Source organism: Mesorhizobium sp. M0621, assembly GCF_040320745.1.
Classification (GTDB): domain Bacteria; phylum Pseudomonadota; class Alphaproteobacteria; order Rhizobiales; family Rhizobiaceae; genus Mesorhizobium.
Window position 1 is genome coordinate 39,508 of sequence record NZ_JAMYQF010000028.1, and the last position, 19,187, is coordinate 58,694.

A 19,187-nucleotide genomic window follows, 5' to 3' on the forward strand; every position below is an offset into this window, starting at 1 on the left:
CGCGAGGAGAAGGCGATGAAATCAGCCCGCCGGCAGCCCCGCCTTCCGCAATGACGCCTGGTGCACCAGTGACGTCCAGCTGTTGGTAGAGGCGAGGTGGCAGTAGAGCAGGCCGAGCGCGCCGGATTTGCGCAGGTCGAGAAACGCCTCGTCGCTCAGTTTGTTGAAGGCCGGCTCGTCGATCACCTGGAAATCGGTGAGGTTGAGCACTTCGCCGCCTTCCAGCGTCACCTTGCTCTGGCGGGGCGCGAACAGGCCGTGCGCGTCTATCCTTTCGATCATCGCGCGGGTGGCGTTGAAATCGATCTGGAACTGGTTGCAGAAGGCGAGTGCCTGCCTGGTCGCCTCGGTCGGCTCGTTGCCGCTGAAGAAGGGCGCGATCTTTTCGTCGCGGGACGGCGCCAGCAGCTGGTCGACGACGCGGTCGCTGGCCCGGTCGACGCACAGCGTCAGCCGGCCGGGTGCCTTCGGGTCTTCGGCCAGGATGAAGGGATAGCGGCGGACATAGGCGGGGATGTAGTGCGGCCCGGTCCATTTGCCGTCGGCGTCGACGAACAGGTTCTCGTCCTGGCGCACGCCGGTGATGATCACCGGCGCCTTGGCGGCGCCGATGAAGACGATCGGGTAGGAGCGCATCGCCGCCGGCATTTCCGACGCCACCACCGGAATGGCGTGCGCCGAGCGGGCGAAGCCAAAGTCGCTGCGCGCGGTCAGGCCAAGCGAGCCGTGCCGCGCCGGGTTGAGCGCCTCCGGCCTGGAATAGAACAGCGGCATCGCATCGCCCGCCACGTCCGTCTTTGCATCCGCCATTGTCCGTCTCCCGCAAGCCGATCCGGCCGTCAATGGTCCCGAAGCCGGGATCCAGTCTTGGTTGCGCTGATCTTGAATCGAAAAGAATCCCGCGCGCGAACAAAGTACTACAGCGTCTCTTGCGCGCATAAAAGGACAGGCAGTGCTGTATTTTGGGGTTTGCGGCGGCGAATTGTCTTGAGGCAGGGCCCGGCAGACTGGCCGCCTCTGGACAGCCTACCGCGAAGCGGCGACAGTGCCGGCAGCGGACAATTGAGGCTAGCATGGCGTCGGTATCGGATTTCGAACAGGGGCAAACCTTCACCATCGAAGCCGGGGGCCAGCAGATCCCGCTCGAACTGAGCGCAGTCAACCCCATCGCCGCCAGCCCGCGCCCGGGCGGCGGCTTCTCGCTGCTGTTCAGGGGCCCGCGCGAAATCGCGCTGCCGCAGGCGACCTATCTCTTCACCGGCACAAGCGGCACGCACGAGATCTTCATCGTGCCGGTGGCGGCCGATGCGACGGGGCGGCTGTATGAGGCGGTGTTCAATTAACTCCCTGCAAGGCGAAGCCGCTCCTTCTGCCTTCGTCATCCTAGACTAGGGCGAAGCAGTCGCGAAGCGACGTCGCGGAGACCCTAGGATGACGAAGCTGGTGAGAGCCTCGCTTGCGATCGTTCGCCGAAGCGCGTCGGCAGGCCTTCAGCCCGTCACGTACCAGCCCCCGGCGGCGCACAGGCCATCAGATCATGGACGCCCTTGTCCTCGACGACCGCGAAGCCGAGCTCGACATAGAGCCGCCTGGCCGGATTGTTTTTCTCGACGTGGATCGAGGCTGATTTGCCGGCTAACCATGCCTCCTCGATCAGGTCTCGCAACAGCGCCGTACCGTAGCCTTTGCTGCGATGATCCGGCAGGAAAGCAATGTCGATGATGCGGTGCTGGCTCGGCCAACGCTCGACATAAAGCCGGCCAATGTCTTCGCGATCGCGTTCCACCACCAGCCAGTCGGCCTCTGGATAGTGTTTTTGGTAATGCGCGTGCTGCGCCTGGAACTGCATGTCGAGGAACGCCGTCTTCTGCGCGTCGGTCCACGATGTCACGGCAAGTTCTTCCATGCGCGTCGAGGCGTAGAGCCGCGACAGAAAGGGCATGTCGGCCGCTGTCGCCTCACGGAAACCGAGCCCGGCCTTATCAGACCGGGGCCAGACTGGACGGGCCTGCTTCGCTTCTGTCACGCTGCCGGAAATCAACCGTCAGACCGGCGGCGTCAGGTCGCGAACCACGACAATCTGCTTGAGATTGTTGTTGGCAAGCGTTGTCCAGCCATACTCCCATTCGGAGCTGTCGATGCCCATCTGCGAGATCGTCCACAGCCCGTTCGTACCGTCCGGCATGAGCAGCAGGCTGAACAAAGCGAGCCGGCCATCGGCATTGTAGTCGAGCGAGAGCCGTGTCCGCAGCGAAGACATGCTGAAGTCGCGCCATCCCGACCAATTCTGGGTGACGGCATCATATTGGGCGTTGAATGAGTGGACAAGCTGCTGGTCGGATGCGACCAGCACGATGTCGCCGTCGCCCTGGATGCCCGCGGCAAGTGTGTATTTGGACACCCTGCTGTAGCCGGGCGTTGCCCACTGCGTCCAGCTGTCCGATCCGGCAGGCTTCTGGCGCGTGTGCAAGACCTGGCCATTCTGGGTCAAGGCGAACAGATTGGTGGCGCCGAGCGGGCCGACCACCGGCGCCATTTCGATGAACCCACCGGTTGGCCCGGTGTCGATCTGCACCCATTGCGTCCAGTCGGCGACCTTCAGTGCCTGCGGCTTCGCCTGCTGGCAGCGATAGAGATGGAGGCCCGAATTGATGCCGAACAGCGCAATGCGGCCGTCGGCCTGGCGGATCGCCGTGATCGCCACCAGCTGCCCGGTCAGTTGGATCCAATCGCTCCACATCTTGGCGGGCGGCGCGAGCACGTCGACGGTGACGACGATCGGCGTCGTCGAGCCGGGCGGCGTGATGGTTTTCTGCACCTGCACGATCTGGTCCGGATTCTGGTAGATCCACCAGATACGACCCTGATTGTCGGTGAGGAACACCTCGATGCGACCGTCGGCATCGTTGGCCATCGAAAGCTTCTGATAGGAAGTGGCGCCGGGCGGCGCGCCGATGTCCATCGGCGCGGTCCATTTGTCGATCGGGCCGATCTGGTTTGCGTCCTCGGTGATGAAGGACAGCTTGGTGGTACCAGACGGCTGCGCGATCACCGCCACCCGACCGTCCTTGGTCAGGCCGGCGGTCATGATCACCCAGGCTCCTGGAGCGATGATCGACCAGGCCGCCGGCCACGCGCCGTTCGGCGCATCTTGAGCCTTCTGGATCAGGTGCCCTGCCGCGGAATCGATGCCCACCACCATCAGCCGCGACAATTCGAAGAAGGAAGCGCCGGCCGGCATGCTCTGGAAAACGGGCGCGGTCGGCGACGCGGCCGTAGCGCTCGCGGCCGTCTTCCTGGCTGCGGAGGTCGGCGCTTTGGACTTTGGTGCTGCTGTCTTGGCCATCGTATCGGTCCTGCCCTGTTGACTCGGTGTCAGCCTCTTGGTGGGAAAACGCCTTGCAGCGCGATGCAGAAGTAACAGGTGAGATAGGGCTGCAAATTGTTATGCGGCAGGCCGCCGCCGGCAGGCGATATTGTCTGGTCCGACAGCGACACCATGCTGCCTGGCGCGACATATACATTTCCCTGGCTCGACTTGGCGAACGCATTGCCGGGAGCGATGTTGCTGTCCCCGCTGACGATCGAAGGAGCTGCCTGGACGAAATGGGCATGCATCGGCATCTCGGACTCCAGCAGAGGCACGGTTTCAGAACCGCCGGTTTCTCCGAGATCATGCAGCGACAGGCCCGGCCCTTGCCCCGGGTGCATCGGCGCGCGGCCTTGCAAATCGGGCAAGGCGAAGTTGGACTTGCCGTCGCCGCCATAGGTGGTGCCGAGCAACGAGAAAAGTGCGGTGTTCTGCGACAGCGGCAGCAATTGACCGTCGCACCAAGCCCAGCCCTTGGGTGCGAAATTGAACGGAAAGATACGGATTTCGGCAACGAACGGATCGGCCATGACGGTCCTCTTTAAGTCGGCGAAGGGAATATGCCGAACAGCGAGATGATGAAGTCGACGCACAGATAGGGCTGGAAATTGCTGTGTGGCTGGCTGCCGCCGCGGCTGGCTAGAAACTGGGTGCTCATTGGCACCGATGGACCGCCGTTGATGAACGCGTTGACCTGACCCGACCTGCCAATGACGCTTTGGCTGGGGTTGGGCTGATTGGCGATGTCGTTTGAGGCCAGCAAGGCGTGGGTATGCGCCGGGATCTGCTGGATTGTCAGCGTGAGCTCCTCCACGCCCCCCGTCTCGGCCAGGATGAACCCGTTGCCCTGGTGGATGGGAAGGCGGCCACGCAGGTCGGGCAGCGCGAAGGTGCTCTCGCCATCCCCGCCATAGGTGGTGCCTATCAGTTGGAAAAGCGTCTCGTTCTCGGAGATCGGCAGAAGCTGCCCTTCGCAAAACATCCAGCCGGCCGGTGCGAAATTGCCGGCAAACATACGGACCTCACCAACAAAAGGCTGTGCCATGACCGTGTTTCCTCAATTTGGCGACGGGAAAATGCCCTGCAGGGCAATACAGAAGCTCAACGTCAGAAATGGCTGCATGTTGAGATGCGCCTGACTGCCGCCGATATCGGTGACGGTGCCGGAAGCCATGGCACCTAGGTTTTGCACCGGGCCATAAAGGAGGTTCGGCGTGCTGTTGCCCAGTACGTTGTTAGCCGGAAGGTTGCTTACGCCGGTGGCGGATGATGCGCTGGCGCCGTGTATATGCGTGGGTATTTCCGCGATAGATAGCGTGTGGGCCTGCTCGCCGCCGCGTTCGCCCAGCGTATGGCCGCCGCCGACATGAATTGGCATGCGTCCGCGATAGTCGGGGAGCGCAAAATTCACCCGGCCGTCGCCGCCGAAGGTAGTGCCGAGCAGCGAAAACAACGCTTGGTTCTGATTGATGGGCAGGAGCTGGCCGTTGCAGAGTGCCCAGCCTTTTGGCGCGAACACAAACGACATGATTCTGATTTCCGACAAAAACGGTTCAGACATAAGCCCTCTCCCAAAACTACTTGTACTGACCTTAAGGCGATTACATTAGTAAGTCGACAGAAATATCGAAGAAAATTAACGCCGCTCTACTGCTGATGGACATACCTAATGCTTCGTAAGTATGCCCCATCGAAATTAGTTGGTCGGCACAAGGACCAGCCCGCCATTATGCCCACCCGGGATCGCGGTGTAAGCCAACGCACCGCCAGCGTCGAACGAGAACACCGAACCTATCGGCGTGTTGCCGCCGGCATTCCAGACGGCGGTGGCAATCGCCTGATTGTTCGCGCCGCCCGCAAAGTTCTGGAAATACAGATGCGACGTGTTGCTGCCTTCTCGGGTCAGGAAGGCAATGTCGTCGGCTGGCTGGGCCAGGGTCACTGCATTGTTGGCGATGTTCAGATAAACGGATGAGAGTTCGCCGTTAGCAGCTCCTGAACGCACGTCGATGCCGACTGCGCCGTTGCCCGCCGAACCGGTGCCCGAAAGCGTGATGTTGTTGTTGCGGATCGTCAGATCGAGCGAGCCATTGTCGGCGCTCGGGCCGGCGCCGTCGCCATGCGCTATGGCAAGAATCGCCGGATCGTTGCCGGACTTGGTAATCGTGTTGCCGATGATTTCGACAACGCCGGTCGAAGCGTCCTCGGGATGGATGTAGATCGGCGAGCCCGCCGAGCCGACGCCGCCGCCCTGGATATCGGCATTGTTGTTGATGCGGCCCATGATGACGGCATTGTTGATGCCGAAGACGTTGATGACCGGGCCGCCATTGCCATAGATTTTTTTGTTGTTGAGGATCTTGAAATTCAGGTGGGCGGTGTCCTCGGCGTTGAGGCCGATGGCGCGGCCGAGGCCGCCTTGCGGATCGAACGTATTGCCGTTGCTGACCGTGCCACCGTCGGTGATGTTGACATTCAGCGTCGAGGTGTCGCGGGCGAAAGCTTCGACGCCAGAGGTCTTGAGGCTAAGGAAATTGCTGTTCGAGATGTTGAGCGTCGCGTTGGCGCTGCTAAAGGCCTCAAAGTTGAGACCCTGCGCTCCGTTTGCGGAAAGCTTTGTGTTGCTGAACGTGCTGCCGGCAATATTCAGCGTCAGGCTTGTCCCGGCATCGTTGCGGATATCGACCAGATTGTCGCCGCCAGCGCCAGCGGTGAAGCTGAATGTGGAATTCGTGATCGATGACGTGCCGGTGAGATTATAGAACCGCATGCCGCCTTCGAAGACGGCATCGCCGAAGCCGGTCACCGTGGTGTTGGCGATCGTCAGGTTCGAGACGTTCTGGCCGTTGATGCCTACCTGGACGCCGCCGTTCAAATTCAAATTGGCGAACGCTGCCGTCGCCACGCCGCTCATGTTGATCGCCGCCTGGGCCGCACTGTTGAATGTCGGACCGTCGACGTTGTTGAGCGTGCCGTTGCCGCTGTTGGCATTGGTGAAGTTCATGTTCGAAAGCGACAGATTCTTCGTCGACGTGAACAGCGCGCCTTGCACTGTGTTCTGGATTGTGCCGCCGGAACCTGCCGTAACGCCAGTGCCGGTGACCGTCAGCCCGCCATTGCCGGCGGCGAGGCCCGTTGTGTTGAGCACGATGCCGTTGGTGCCGCCATTCGCCGAGATGCTCCGGAACGTCAGGCCCGAGGCACCAATTGTCGTGTTGGCGACATTGAGCGCCGTGCCCGTTGTGGACGTGATCGTGTTGCCGGTGCCTTGCACCGTCACCGTGCCGCCGCCGGTGGCGTTGAAGCCGATGCCGCTGGTGGTGTCGATGACCAGCCCGCCATTGGTGAAGTCGATCGTCACGCCGGTGTTGTCGGTCAGGGTGACGCCTGCGCTCGTCGTCGAAGTGATTGACTTCGACATACCCGAGAAGGTGATCGTTCCGGCGGCGTTGTCGTCCAGCACGATACCGATCTGGCCGCTGACATTGTGCGTGATATTGCCCGACAGCGTGATGTTGCCGGCGCCGGCGGCGCGGTCCTGGATATCGACCGCACGGCCGGTGCCGCTGGTGATGGTACCGGCGTAGCTGAAGCCCGTCGTGCCGCCGCTGTTGACGCCACCGGCGCCGTCGCCGATGCGGATCGTGGCGCCGCCGCCGCCGAGCAGCGCGCCGGTGCCCAGGTCGATCGCCCCGCCGGTGACGGTATCCAGGATGACGGCATTGGTGCCAAGGGCCAGCGTCTTGTTGGTCGTGGCGAAATTCACGCCGCCGCCGGCGACGACGACGGTGTCGAGGTTTACGGCGACGCCGCTCGTCGTGGTGATGGAATTGCCGGCGCCCGTCACGGAGACCGTACCGCCACTGACGGCGTTGAAGCCGGTGCCGTTGGTGGTGTTGATCGCCAGCCCGCCATTGGTGAAGTTGATCGCCGTTCCGCCATTGTTGGTTAGACTGACAGCATTGTTGCCGCCTGTGGTCAGCGTCTTTGTCGCACCGCCGAAAGTGATCGTGCCGGCGCCATTGCTGGTAGCGAGGATGCCCAGCCCATTGTTGGTCCGGGTGATCGTGCTGGCAGCGTCGAAAGTCACCGAACCGCCATTCATGCCTTGGATATTGACGACATTGCCGCCCGGGTTGGTGATGTCGACATTGTTCAGGTTGACGACGGCGCTGACGTCGTTGTTGGGCGGCAGGCCTTGATCGCCATCGACAACGAAGGCGTGGTTCGTCGCCCCGGCCGCGGTCTGGATGGCGACACTGTTGAAGGTGAAGGTGCCGGTCGCGTTGTTCAAAGCGTCACCGAGGATGGTGATGCCGCGCGCTCCGGTCAGGCTCGCATTGTTGACGGTGACGTTGCCCGCCGCACCGTCGATCAGGATGCCGGTGCCGGTAGTGGCCGAGTTGTTGAGGCCGTTCGCCACCGCTGTGGTGAAATTGACCGCGCCGCCGGTCGTGTTGGCGATGGCGATCATGCGCTGGCCGGCCGTGGCCTGGGTGATGGTGCCGGCATAGGTGACGGTGGCGCTGCCGCCGCTGACATCGAACGATGTGCCCGTCGCGCCGCTCAGCGCACCGTTGCCGAGCCCAGCTGTGCCGGTCACGTTGGTCAGGTTGACATTATTGACGCCGCCGCTCGAATTGGTCGAAGTGAAAGCGACACCGGCAGCGACACCGTTCAGCGCGACGACCTGCGCACCCGTCGAACTCACCGTTCCGGTGGTGACGTTGACTGTGCCGCCATTGCTGGCGCTGAAGCCGGTCGTGCCGTTGGTGGCGATGGCGAGGTTGGAGAAGCTGACCGTAGAGGCGGTGGCATTGTTGTCGATCGAAACGGCGGTGCCGGTCAGCACCAAGCTGCTGCCGAAATCGACACCGCCGGTGAAGCTGACCGTATTGGCCGCCGTCGCGCCGGAAACGCTGATGCCGTTCGCCGCGCCATTCGCCACGACCGAGCCGGCAAAGGCGAAGCTGCCGCCACTGCGGTTCGCGATGGTGACCGCCGTGCCACCCGACGTGCTGGCAGCGAAGCTCGCCGCATCGAACGCGATGGCAGCGTTACCGCCGGTAACCTTGATACCGCCGCCGGCGCCGCCTGTGGCATCGACATTGGTGCCGGTGATCGTGCCGCCCGGGCCGGCGGGTGTGCCGCCGAAGACGATGCCGGTGCCGGTTGCCGCCGTGGTGACGTTGAGGTTGGCCAGCGTCGTGGTGCCGGTCGTGTTGCGGATATCGAAGGCGATGCCGGTAGCGCCGGTGCTGAAGACGTTGGTGATAGTGGTGTTGAGCGCGTTGACGATGACATCGCTGGCATTGCCGGCGAACGTCACATTGTCGATCGCGGTGCTGGTCGACGGCGTGATCTCGACGCCGGCGGTGGCGAAGTTCCGGATCGTCATGTGGCTGATGATGTTGCCGGAAGCGCCGCCGCCATTGTCCTTGATGCCGCGCGCCGCGCCTGCCGGGCTGCCGTCGAGGATGAAGCCGTCGATGAAGTTGCCGCTGGCGCCGAGCGTGATGGCATTGCTGCCAGCACTCGTCGTCAGCGTGGCGGCGCCATCGGCCGTGGCGTCGACGATCGATATGTTGTTGTTGGCGAGCTGGATGGTCGACGGCACCGACATCGCCAGGTTGATGTTGCCATTGCCGAAGCCGCGCACCTGCTCGCCGGTGGCCAGCACCAGCGTGTCGTTCAAATTGCTGCCGACCGCGGTGATGGTCCCGCCATCGTTGACCAGCACCAGGACATCGCTCGTTACCGCCGCTGCTTCCGCTGTGGACAGCGTCGCCAGATTGCTCTGGTCGCGGCCGGTGCCGTCGCCGGTCGCGCTGGCACCGACGAAATAGACCTTGCCGACGCCGAAGCCGAGGCCAGGGCTGGCGGCAAAGCTGACGTCCTGGAAGTTATAGGTGCCCAGCGTCGGCGCGCTGGACGCGTCGATGCCGACAGTGGCGCCGATGGTCGAACTCTGGTCGATCGCCGATTCGCCGTCGCCATAGGTGAAGGCAAGGTTGGTGGCGCTGTCGAGGTACACGCCGGTGTTGACGCCGGAGATGCTCGAGCTGGCGCCGCCCGCAACGGCGTCGCCGAGGCGCACGACCTGGCCGCCGGTGGCGCCGCGCAGGTCGACGCCGATCGATGTGCCAGCGCCTATCGTGTTAGTTACGTCGAAATCATTGGCCGTGATCGCGGCATTGATCTGCGCACCGTTGAGGTCGAAGCCCACGGCCGTGGTGCTGGTCAGGCCGATGCTCAGCGAGTTGAAATTGAGCCCCGCGCCGAGTGTGCCGGTGACGTCCACACCACGTGAACTGATGCCTTGCAGGTCGACCGTGCCGAGATTGACGGCACCGCCGGACGAAGCGACGTTTGTGAGCGCGATGCCGGTGGTCACGCCGCCGCTGGTCGAAACCGAGTTGAAGTTGATGCCGCTGCCAACGGTCACGGCGTTGAGGCTGAGCGCGTTCCCGGTCGACGTGATCGTGTTGGTGGTGCCGGCCACGCTGATCGTGCCGCCGGCCTGGGCGGCGAAGCCGACGCCGCTGGTCGTGTTGATGGCCAGGCCACCATTGCTGAAATCGATGGTGCCATTGGTGTTGCCGACCAGGTTGACGCCGGCGGTCGCACCCGACTGGATCTGCTTGGTGGCGCCGGAGAAGTTGACGGTGGCCGCGGTGCCGTTGTTGATGTTGGCAACGACGATATTGCCGCCGCCGGCAGCGTTCGTATCGGTCAGATTGCCCGACAGCGTCACCGAGCCACCGGTCAGCTCCTGGATCGAGACGGCGGCACCCAATCCGGCGCTGACGATGGTGCCGGCGTAGGAAATATCAGCGTTGCCGCCGCTGAGATCGGTGCCCGAACCGACATTGAAGGCGGCGCCCGCGCCCAGGTTGTTCAGCGTGCCGGTGCCGAGATTGAGCGAGCCGGTCAGATTCTGCAGATTGATGCCGGCGCCGGCGCCGAAGGTGGCGCTGGTCGAAGTCAAGGTGCCGTTGACGTTTGCCGAAGTGATGTCGACGGCCTCGCCGGCCTGCGCGGTGATGATCTTTATGCCGGCACCCGTGAAGCTCACGCTCGTGTTGGCGGGCGTGGCGCCACCGACGACACGCAAACCGGTGCCGGTGCCGGTGGTGATCGCCAGCGTGCCGTCGAAGGTGGCTGACGTGACGCCGGCTGCATTCTCGATGTTGACGCCGCGTCCGAACGACTGGGAATTGTCGATCGTCGTGTTGCCGAACGTGTAGGTGCCGGCCGAATTGAGGATTTCGATGCCGGCGCCGTTGGAAGTTGTCACGGTCACTGCGTCGAGGTCGACCGCGCCGCCGCTGGCGCCGCTGATCAGCACGCCCTGTGTGCCCGCGTTGGTCGAAGTGACACTGTCGAAATGGACACCGCCGGCGCCGAGTGTGCCTTGCAGCGACAATGCCGTCTGGCCGGTCCCGTCGATCGTCGTCGTGCCGGCATCGGCAACAGTCAGGCTGTTCAGCCCGGCAAGGCTGAGGCCGGTGGCAGTCGATGCGGTGATGGCGAGGCCGCCGTTGAAATTGACCGCCGCCGCCCCGCTGCCGGCCGAAATCGCCACGCCGCCGCCATTGATGGTGACCTGGTCGGTGAAGGTGACCGAGCCGCCGGTGCGGTTGGCGATATTGATGCCGCCGCCTGTCAGCGTGCCTGCCGGTCCGGCGTTGGGCAGCAAGCCGCGCGACATCGAGATGGTGCCGGTACCGCCATTGACGTCGAGCAGCGTGCCGGCGACGTTGATGTTGTTGTTGATGACCGACAGATTGCCATCAAGGCCCGCAACCTTGATTGCCGTCTGGCCCACCGCGACATTGATGATCGTCACGCCTTCGATGGTGATGCCGCTGGCATTGCTGAAGCCGACCGCGCCCTGGTCGATGAGGAAGGCAGCGCCGGTGGCGCCGCTGAAGTCGAAGGCGGTGTTGCGCACGGCATTGTCGCCGAGCAGCTGCATGAGATTAGCCGTGCCGCTGACCACGGCCTCGTCGCCGGTGATGTTGCCGCCGCTGGCTCCGAGATTGCCCTGGACATTGGCCGGCTGGATCGTGCCGGTCGAAACGACGCTGCTATTGCCGAAGCCGGCAATGGTCTGTCCTGAGTCGAGTGTGAAGGCGGTGGCGCCGAGATCGATCGTGCCAACGAAGACGAAGTTCTGCGCGCCGGTCAACGCATCGGCTGCGGCGAGCGAGATGGAGTTGACGCCCGTGCTGAGATTGCCGGTCGTGCCGGCCGCGATGAAGCCGCCCGACTGCGAAACCATGGTGACCGAACCGGGAGCCGTGGCCAGATTGGCGCTGCCGGTGAAGGACACGTCGTCGAAATCGTAGCTGCCCTTCGTCGGATCCAGCCCGACGGTGTTGACGGTGTAGCCACCGGATGCCGCGATGATGAAGGATTCCAGCCCGTCGGTCGAATCGCCGTCGCCGAAGGTGAAGGTGGCGTTGGCAGTGGTCGCGGTGCTGAGGCCCGACGACAGGTCGACGCCGATGCCGACATTGTCGATCTTGGAACCTTGCAGGAAGGTGATGACCTTATTGCCCGTCGTCGACGACAGGTCGATGCCGCGCGAGGTGAGGTCGCCGGTGCCGGTGATCGTGGTCAGGCCGAAATCTGCGGTCGTGGAGGAGCCGCCGAAGTCGATACCAGTCTGGTTGGCGCCGACATTGCCGACGGTCGTCGTGCCGAAGGTGACGTCAGCATTGGCGAGCGCGAAGTTGATGCCGGCGGTGCCGGCCGTGGTGCCCAGCGTGATCTGGGTCGTACCGAAAGTGACTGAACCGGCATTATTGCCGATGCCGATGCCGTCGGCGCCGGCGCCCGTCACCGTAACCGCTCCGAAGGTCGCCGATGCGGTGCTGGCGACATTGGCGACGGCCAGGCCGGTGGTCGTGGCATTGGTGATAGACAGCGGGGCGGTGACGTTCAGCGTCGCCGTGCCAGCAAGGCCGACAACAACCACACCACCTCCGCCCGTCGCAGACAGCGTCGAGCCGGTGAAGCTGATCGCGCCGCCGACTGGGGGCAGCGACGAGCCGATCGCGAAAAGATTGCCGGTGCCGGTCGAGGTGACGCTGCCGCTGAAAGCCACCGAGCCGCCGGTGGTGCCGTCGACCTTGACCGCCGTGCCTGGCACGGTTGCCGAGCTGGAGATGTTGGCCGCTACACCGATTGTCGCGCTGCCGCCGGAAACGACGACACCGTCGCCAGTGCCCGAATTGGTGATGGTCCCACCGAGGATCGAGATCGAGCCGGTGTTGTTGGTCAAGCTGACATCGGCGCCGGCAACGCCGGTGGTGACAAGGTTGCTGACGCTGACGGTCGCGGCGCTGCCCTGCACCGCAAAGCCCGGACCGCCACCAACGACCGTGTCGAGCGTCGTCGTGCCGTTGAAGGTATAAATGCCGCTGGCGATATTGGTAAGGCGGATGGCATCGCTGTTGACGCGGTTGATGTTGACGCCGCCGAAGGTGACATTGCCGCTGCCGGTACTGATGTTCTCGATGACGATGCCGCTCGAAACGCCGCCGCCCGAGCCATCCACGATGACGCTGGAGAAGGTCACGCCGGCCGCGCCGATCGTCATGCCGGTGCCGCCGATGAGAATCCCCTTCTCATCCGGCCCGGCGCCGGTCGCCACGGTGTTTCCGGAGCCAGTCACCGTCAGCGTGCCGCCATTGATGGCTCTGAGGCCGTAGCCGCCGTCGGTGTTGAGGTCGAGGCCGCCGGTGAAATTGATCGTGGCGCCCGCATTGCCGGTCAGGTCGATCGCGTTGGCGGCACCGGTGCTGGCGGTGATCTTGCCGCCGAACGTGGCGGTGCCGCCGCCGTTCAGGCTGGTGATCCTGACGGCGCTTGCCGCGCTGGTCTGGCTGATGGTGCCGTTGTAGGTGACCTTGGCCGTCGAGCCGCCGCCGATGGAAAAGGCATTGCTGCCAGTGCCGGCGATGGAACTCCCGGTCCCGAAGGTCAAGGTCCCGCTCGAGCCGCCGACGACAGCGGCACCCGTACCGCCGCCACTGATATCGAGGTCGTCGAAAGTGGCGGTGCCGTCGAAATTGTTGGCGAACAGCGCGGTATTGAGGGCGCTAGTAATCCTGGTGTTGCCGGTGAAATTGAAGGTCGCGCTCGAACCGATAATCGCGATACCGGTCAGGCTCGCGCTCTGGATCGTCAAATTGTCGACCGCGACCGTACCGGTCGTGCCGTCAAGCAGAAGGCCTATCGTGGCCGCACTGATCGTCACGCCGTTGATCGTTGCACCATCGCTGCTCTCTCCGTCGATCGCACGGTTGGAGCTGCTGACGGTGAGGTTCTCGACGACGTTGCCGTTGGCCAGGTCGATGGTGTTGCCGGCTGCATTGTTGAGCGTCGCCGCGCCGAAGCCGAACGGATCGCTCTGCGTCGCGCCGGAAACAACGTTGGTGCCGGTGACATTGGCGGGCGGCGAGCCAAGGCTCACGGAAGCGCCATTGGCGAAGGACACGATCGATTGGCCGTCGGCCAGCGTAAAGCCGTCGGCATCGGTGTCGATGTTTCCGGCCCCGTTGTTGACCAGAACGAAGATGGTGTTGGCCGGGGCCGCCAGCGCGTCCGCCGCGGTGGCGTTGATCAGGTCGTTGACGCTGGAGCCATCGCCGAGGCCCGTGTTGGCGGCGCCGACGTAGATGACATTGGCGATGTCGAACAGTTGTGGACCGTTCAGCACCGTGTCGTTGAAGGCGTAGGTGCCGCTGCCCGGCGACAGGCCGCGCATGTCGAGCGATGCCGTGACGCCCGATATCGACGCGCCGCCGGCCGCGCCGAACGAGAACGCCGTGTTGGCGGTGGTGCCGGCCAGGCCGTTGGTGCCCAGCTGGACGCCGGTGTCGACACCGGTGATGACGCCGCTGCCGATGGTCACCGAGCCGCCATTGGTGCCGGACAGGTCGATGCCGGTCGAGGAGCCGCCGGAACTACCGCTGACGTCGAGCGTGGCGGCGGTGAAGGTCGAGGTGCTTCCCGACAGGTCGAGCGCGGTGGAGCAGTTGCACAGGCCGGTGATATCGATGTCGCCGAAGCTGATAGTGCCGTTGCTGCCGACGACGTCGATGCCGTTTCCGAACGGCTGGTCGATGGTGACTGCGCCGCCGAACGAAACGGCGCCGGTGTTGTCTTCCAGCCAGATACCGTCTCCGGGATCGGTCATGCTGACCGGGCCGCTGAAGGTGATCGCGCCGGCGTTGCCGATGGCGAGGATGCCCTCGCTGTCGACATGGGTCAGGGTCACCGGCCCGCCGAAAGCGACCGCGCCACCGGAATTCTGGACGTCGATGCCGATGCCGCCCGGGGCGGTGATGTCCGAGATGTCGACGGCTCCGAACGTGAAATCGGCGGTGCTGTCGAAGATCCCGATGCCGTCGAGGATGGTGTTGCTGACAGTCGTTGCGCCGGAAACGGCGAAATTTCCCGACACGCCTGCAAACATCGCGCCGAACCCGCCGCCGTCCTGCGTCAAGCTGGCCAGCGTCACGTCGATATTGGCGCCGAGCAAGACGACGCCGGCCGCGCCATTGCCGGAGATCGTGCCGTCGGTGGTGCTGAATGTGCCGGTGGTGGAGAGGACGTTGACGCCGAAGCCGGAATTGCCGGACGCGTTCAGCGTCTGGAATGCGTATGTCCCGTCGCCGACGATGAACAGACCGTTGTCGCCGTTGTCCGACAGCATCGTCGTGCCGCCGAAAGCGTAGGCACCATCGCCCTGGATCGACAGGCCGGCGGCGCCATTGTTGCTGGAGTTGAGATTGCTGCCGGAAACCGTGTTGGTGCCGTCGAACAGCACGCCGTTTAGACCAGCCCCCGAAGCGGACACGCCTGAAATCGTGACATTGCTGACGCCGCTGCCGTAGATGCCATTGGCGCTGCCGCCGGAGACGTTGAAGTCCAGCAGCGAGCTGTTGTTGGCCAGCATGACGACATCGCCGGCGCCGGAATTGGTCAGCGTCGCCGCGCCGCCGGCATCCGAGATGGCACCGGTGTGGGTGACATTGTCGCCGGTCACATTGACCGGGAGGCCGCCGAGCGAGAAGGTCCGCCCGTTGCCGAAAGAGGCCAGTGTCTGCCCGGCGCCCAGCGAGAAGCCATCGGCGTCGTCGATGGCCGTCCCGCGATTGACCAGCACGAAGATCGCGTCCGCGTCGGTGTTGGCGTCCGCTGTCGCGACCGAGGCCAGGTCCAGCAGCGACGAGCCGCTGCCCGTGCCGGTCGCGGTGGCGCCGACGAAGATCACATTCTGCACATCGAACAGCTGCGCGCCGCTGAACGTCGTCGAGCCGAAAGCATAGTGGCCGAGCGTCTGGTTCAGGCCGCGCGCGTCGAGCGAAGCGGTGATGCCGGCGATGGAGCCGCCGCCGAAGGTGAACTCGGCATTGGCCGAATTGGCCAGCGACCCCGATATGCCGAAGCGCACGCCGGTGTCGACACCGGCGATCGAGCCGCCATTGGTGATGATGATCGTTGCCCCGCCCGCACTCGGCGACGCAAGGTCGATGCCGATCGACCCGGCCGCGCCGGGGCCGGTGATGTTGAGCGACTGCGCGGTGAAATTGGTCTTGGATCCGGAGAAGTCGAGGCCGGCTTGGCCGACGCCCAGGCCGGAGATGACGATGTTGCCGGCGACCACCGCCGCATTGACGCCGGCAAACGACATGCCGTCGCCGCCGGGTGCCGAGATGGCGACGTCGCCGAAGCGGATCGCCGCCGGCGAATCCGAGATGGCGATCGCCGGTCCGGCCGTGTTCGAGATCGTCGTCTTGCCATTGACAGTGAAGCTGCCCGAAACATTCTCAAGCACGACGCCCGACGTGCCGCCCGTCTGGCTGATCGAATCCAGCACGACATGCGCGGTGATCGGGTCGATGAGGACGCCGATCCCGCCATTGCCCGAGATGGCACCGCCAGTGGTGGTGAACGTGCCGCCGCTGCCCTGAACAGTTATGCCGCGGTCGGCATTGTCCTGCGCGTTGACGATGGCGAAGGTGTAGGTGCCCTTGCCCGTGATATCGAGGCCGTCGTCGGCATTGTCAAGCAACGACGTTGTGCCGGTGAAATTGTAGGTGCCGTCGCCATCGATGTGCAGGCCGTCGAGCCCGTTGCCGGTCGTGATGAAGTTGGAGCCGGTGATACCGGTCGAGCTGCCCGTGAAGTCGGCGCCGTTGCCGCCAGCACCGTCCACGGTCACCTTGGTCAGCGTCGCGCCGGTGATGTTGTTGCCCAAGATGCCGTCGGCGCCACCGGTGATGGTGATGCCGTTCAGCGTGTTGCCATTGCCCAGCGTGATGACGTTGTTGGCGACATTGGTGCCCTGGATCGTGCCGTCGCTGCCGCCCAGGTTGAAGGTGCCGGTGCCGCCGCCGGAAAGCTTTGCCGTGACGCTTTCGCCTCCGCCGATGACGGTCTGGCCATCGGCAAGCGTCGCGCCGTCAGTCGTCAAATTGCCGCTGCCGCCGAGCGCCACGACAAAGCCGTTCGCACCCGATTTGGCAACGGCGTCGTCCAGCGTCGTCGGATCGGCCAACGTACCGGCGCCGGCCAGGCCGCCGTCAGCGTAGTAGAACTTGCCGAAGGCGGCGTTGGTGGCGGCGTTGATGGCAATGCGCGTCGTCGTGCCGCCGCTCAACGTCTGCGACTGGATCCTGACGCCGACATCGCCGCGCACCCGCTCGTTGACGCGCTTGCGCAGGCCTTCGCTGACCGGGTAGACCGGCTCCGGCCCGCTGTCGGCCCCGTCGTCGGCATTGTCCGAGCCATGGCCGGGATTGAACGGGATGTTCAGCCGCACGCTGCCGGCGAACTGGGTGTCGTCGCGATTGTCGTTGCGCACCTCGCCGGCGAGCACCAGTTCGGTGCCGATGCCGAAGACATCGCCGATCGTGTATTCGAAGCCAGCCTTGGCGCCGGTGACGCTGCCGTCATCGCCATGCGGGTCCTCGAAATGGTAGCCGCCGATGTCGAGCCGCAGCGAATGCTTGTCGGGCAGGTTGATCGGCACCTGGGCGCCGATCTCGCCTTCGATGCCCCATGCCGCGTAGTCGCGATGGTCGAGGACCGAAATCTGCTCCATCAGCTGGTTGCCGACCATCGACAGGGTCGAACTCGACGAGTGATCGGTGTGGTCGCCCTTGATTGGCAGATAGACGTTCACATGCGCGTCGAAATGCGGCGTGATCGCCTCGGCGCCCAGCGTGGCCGATGTGAACTGGCTGGAGTTGTAGTTCTCGACGTTGAGATAGGCGTAGCCGCCGATCATCAGGTCGGGGTTGACGATGCGGCGAATGCCGAGGCCGACATCCTGGCCGAAACTGTCCTTGAAATCATGCTTGGCCCGGAGATCCAGGAACAGCACCGATTCGGCCGTCTGCTTGAGCGGGATGAAGCCTTCGAGCGCGGCGTTGCCGCCATTGTTGTCGGCACCGATGATGGCGCGGATCTGCGGCTGCCACAGCCCGTTCGGGTCGCCATGGGCGGCCATGCCCGAAAGGCCGAGCGCCAGCGTCGTAAGCGCCGTCGTCTTCCACAGATGCCTTGCAATTCGCGAACGGCGATAGCCGGCGCGAACGTGGAAATCCTCCCCACGCGCCGCCACCCCACCAACTTGCCGAGAATTCTCGGTAGTGCCCATCCCTGGCGAGTCCTTCCGGGACTACACGTCCCCCTGTAAATTCTTACTCGAATTCTATTGTATAGCGAGTCTCGGACTCCCCGATTTCTAGGGCTTTCCTCCAAAATTGCTCGCTGTGTCAGAAAGGTCACAGTATTTTTGCCGGCTTGCTTGGCTCCGGCCCGCCTTTCGAAACAGTCCCGAGTGTTGTATCACAGCCCCACCAGCGGGAATACCTGGTGGGGCGAGGAAACATGCAAGCCATCCGACAAAAGAACATGGCACTTATTTTAGCGAAAGCTAATCTACTTGGCATGGCGGCGGGATGCGGCGCCCTGTGGCTGATCCTGGCCGCCGCTGGACCAGCCCTTGCCGAAGACGCCAAGCCGGCCCAGCCAAAGCCCTCCGATGCCAATCCGTGGGCGGTGAACTGCTCCAGCGGCTCGGCGAGCGCCGAACTTCAGTGCCAGGTGTCGCAGAACCTGACCGAGGCCAAGACCGGACAGCGCGTGCTGACCGTGACCGTGCGCCGCGACAGCGGCAATGGCGGCCTGGCCATGCTGCTTGCTCTGCCGCATGGCCTGTTCCTGCCGTCCGGCGCCAGCTATCAGATCGACCAGGGCCAGAAGACGACCCTCGCCATCCAGACCAGCGACCAGAATGGCGCCTATGCCGCCACGCCGCTATCGGCCGATCTCATCAAGGCCATGAAGTCCGGAACCAATCTGAACATCGGCATGGAATCGGTCACCCGCAAGCCGGTCACCATCCCGGTGTCGCTGGCCGGCTTCACGACCGCCATCGCCAAGCTGGAATCGATCAAGTAGCGTTTGGGGTGGGCTGCCTGCGTCCACGAATCGGATGCCTTGGCGATTAGCGGGAACATCAATCACTTCGTCATCCACGGGCGGAGCAAGGAGCGTAGCGACGCAGCGCAGACCCGAGGATCCATGCCGCGACTTCCGGGCGCCGCGACAGTGCAAATTCTGCTCCGCTGCACTCCACGACTGAGATCGCGGCATGGATCCCAGGGTCTCCGCGACGGAGCTTTGCTCCTGCTTCGCCCTGGGATGACGAAGTGAAGAGCGTCTTCGCTGGTCTTCAAGGCATGCGGCGCATCAATACAAGCGAGGAACTCGCTTGATTGTCTCCACCCGG

At 64.1% G+C, this 19,187-nt stretch carries 9 protein-coding genes; 2 read left to right on the forward strand and 7 right to left on the reverse strand.

Features of this window, described 5'->3' with window-relative positions:
- Positions 1-21 precede the first annotated feature (21 nt).
- The gene (locus NKI38_RS19610) at positions 22-810 is read right to left on the reverse strand and encodes a SapC family protein (RefSeq protein WP_352659836.1); all 789 of its coding nucleotides are present in this window, start codon (positions 808-810) and stop codon (positions 22-24) included.
- Between the two features lie 263 nt (positions 811-1,073).
- On the opposite strand from NKI38_RS19610, the gene NKI38_RS19615 reads away from it, so the two are divergent.
- The gene (locus NKI38_RS19615; RefSeq protein ID WP_352659837.1) at positions 1,074-1,343 is read left to right on the forward strand and encodes a DUF6916 family protein; all 270 of its coding nucleotides are present in this window, start codon (positions 1,074-1,076) and stop codon (positions 1,341-1,343) included.
- Positions 1,344-1,498: 155 nt separating this feature from the next.
- Here NKI38_RS19615 and NKI38_RS19620 read toward each other — a convergent pair whose 3' ends face one another.
- From NKI38_RS19620 to NKI38_RS19645, 6 genes are all read right to left on the reverse strand, one after another.
- A complete protein-coding gene (locus NKI38_RS19620) occupies positions 1,499-2,026 on the reverse strand; it encodes a GNAT family N-acetyltransferase (RefSeq protein WP_352659838.1) in 528 nt (175 codons plus the stop codon).
- 18 nt (positions 2,027-2,044) lie between these two features.
- The gene (locus NKI38_RS19625; RefSeq protein ID WP_352659839.1) at positions 2,045-3,346 is read right to left on the reverse strand and encodes a DUF8189 domain-containing protein; all 1,302 of its coding nucleotides are present in this window, start codon (positions 3,344-3,346) and stop codon (positions 2,045-2,047) included.
- A 29-nt stretch (positions 3,347-3,375) separates the two neighbouring features.
- On the reverse strand, positions 3,376-3,900 hold the full coding sequence (locus NKI38_RS19630) for a phage tail protein (protein ID WP_352659840.1): 525 nt from the start codon (positions 3,898-3,900) through the stop codon (positions 3,376-3,378).
- An 11-nt stretch (positions 3,901-3,911) separates the two neighbouring features.
- Entirely contained in the window at positions 3,912-4,415 is a 504-nt protein-coding gene (locus tag NKI38_RS19635) for a phage tail protein (protein ID WP_502899339.1), read from the reverse strand.
- A gap of 12 nt (positions 4,416-4,427) precedes the next feature.
- Positions 4,428-4,931, reverse strand: coding sequence for a phage tail protein (locus NKI38_RS19640; RefSeq protein ID WP_352659842.1), 504 nt, complete (start codon positions 4,929-4,931; stop codon positions 4,428-4,430).
- A 135-nt stretch (positions 4,932-5,066) separates the two neighbouring features.
- The gene (locus tag NKI38_RS19645; protein WP_352659843.1) at positions 5,067-18,050 is read right to left on the reverse strand and encodes an inverse autotransporter beta domain-containing protein; all 12,984 of its coding nucleotides are present in this window, start codon (positions 18,048-18,050) and stop codon (positions 5,067-5,069) included.
- A gap of 257 nt (positions 18,051-18,307) precedes the next feature.
- Between NKI38_RS19645 and NKI38_RS19650 the strand changes: the two genes are divergently transcribed.
- Positions 18,308-18,856, forward strand: coding sequence for an invasion associated locus B family protein (locus NKI38_RS19650; RefSeq protein ID WP_352659844.1), 549 nt, complete (start codon positions 18,308-18,310; stop codon positions 18,854-18,856).
- The last annotated feature ends 331 nt before the right edge of the window (positions 18,857-19,187 follow it).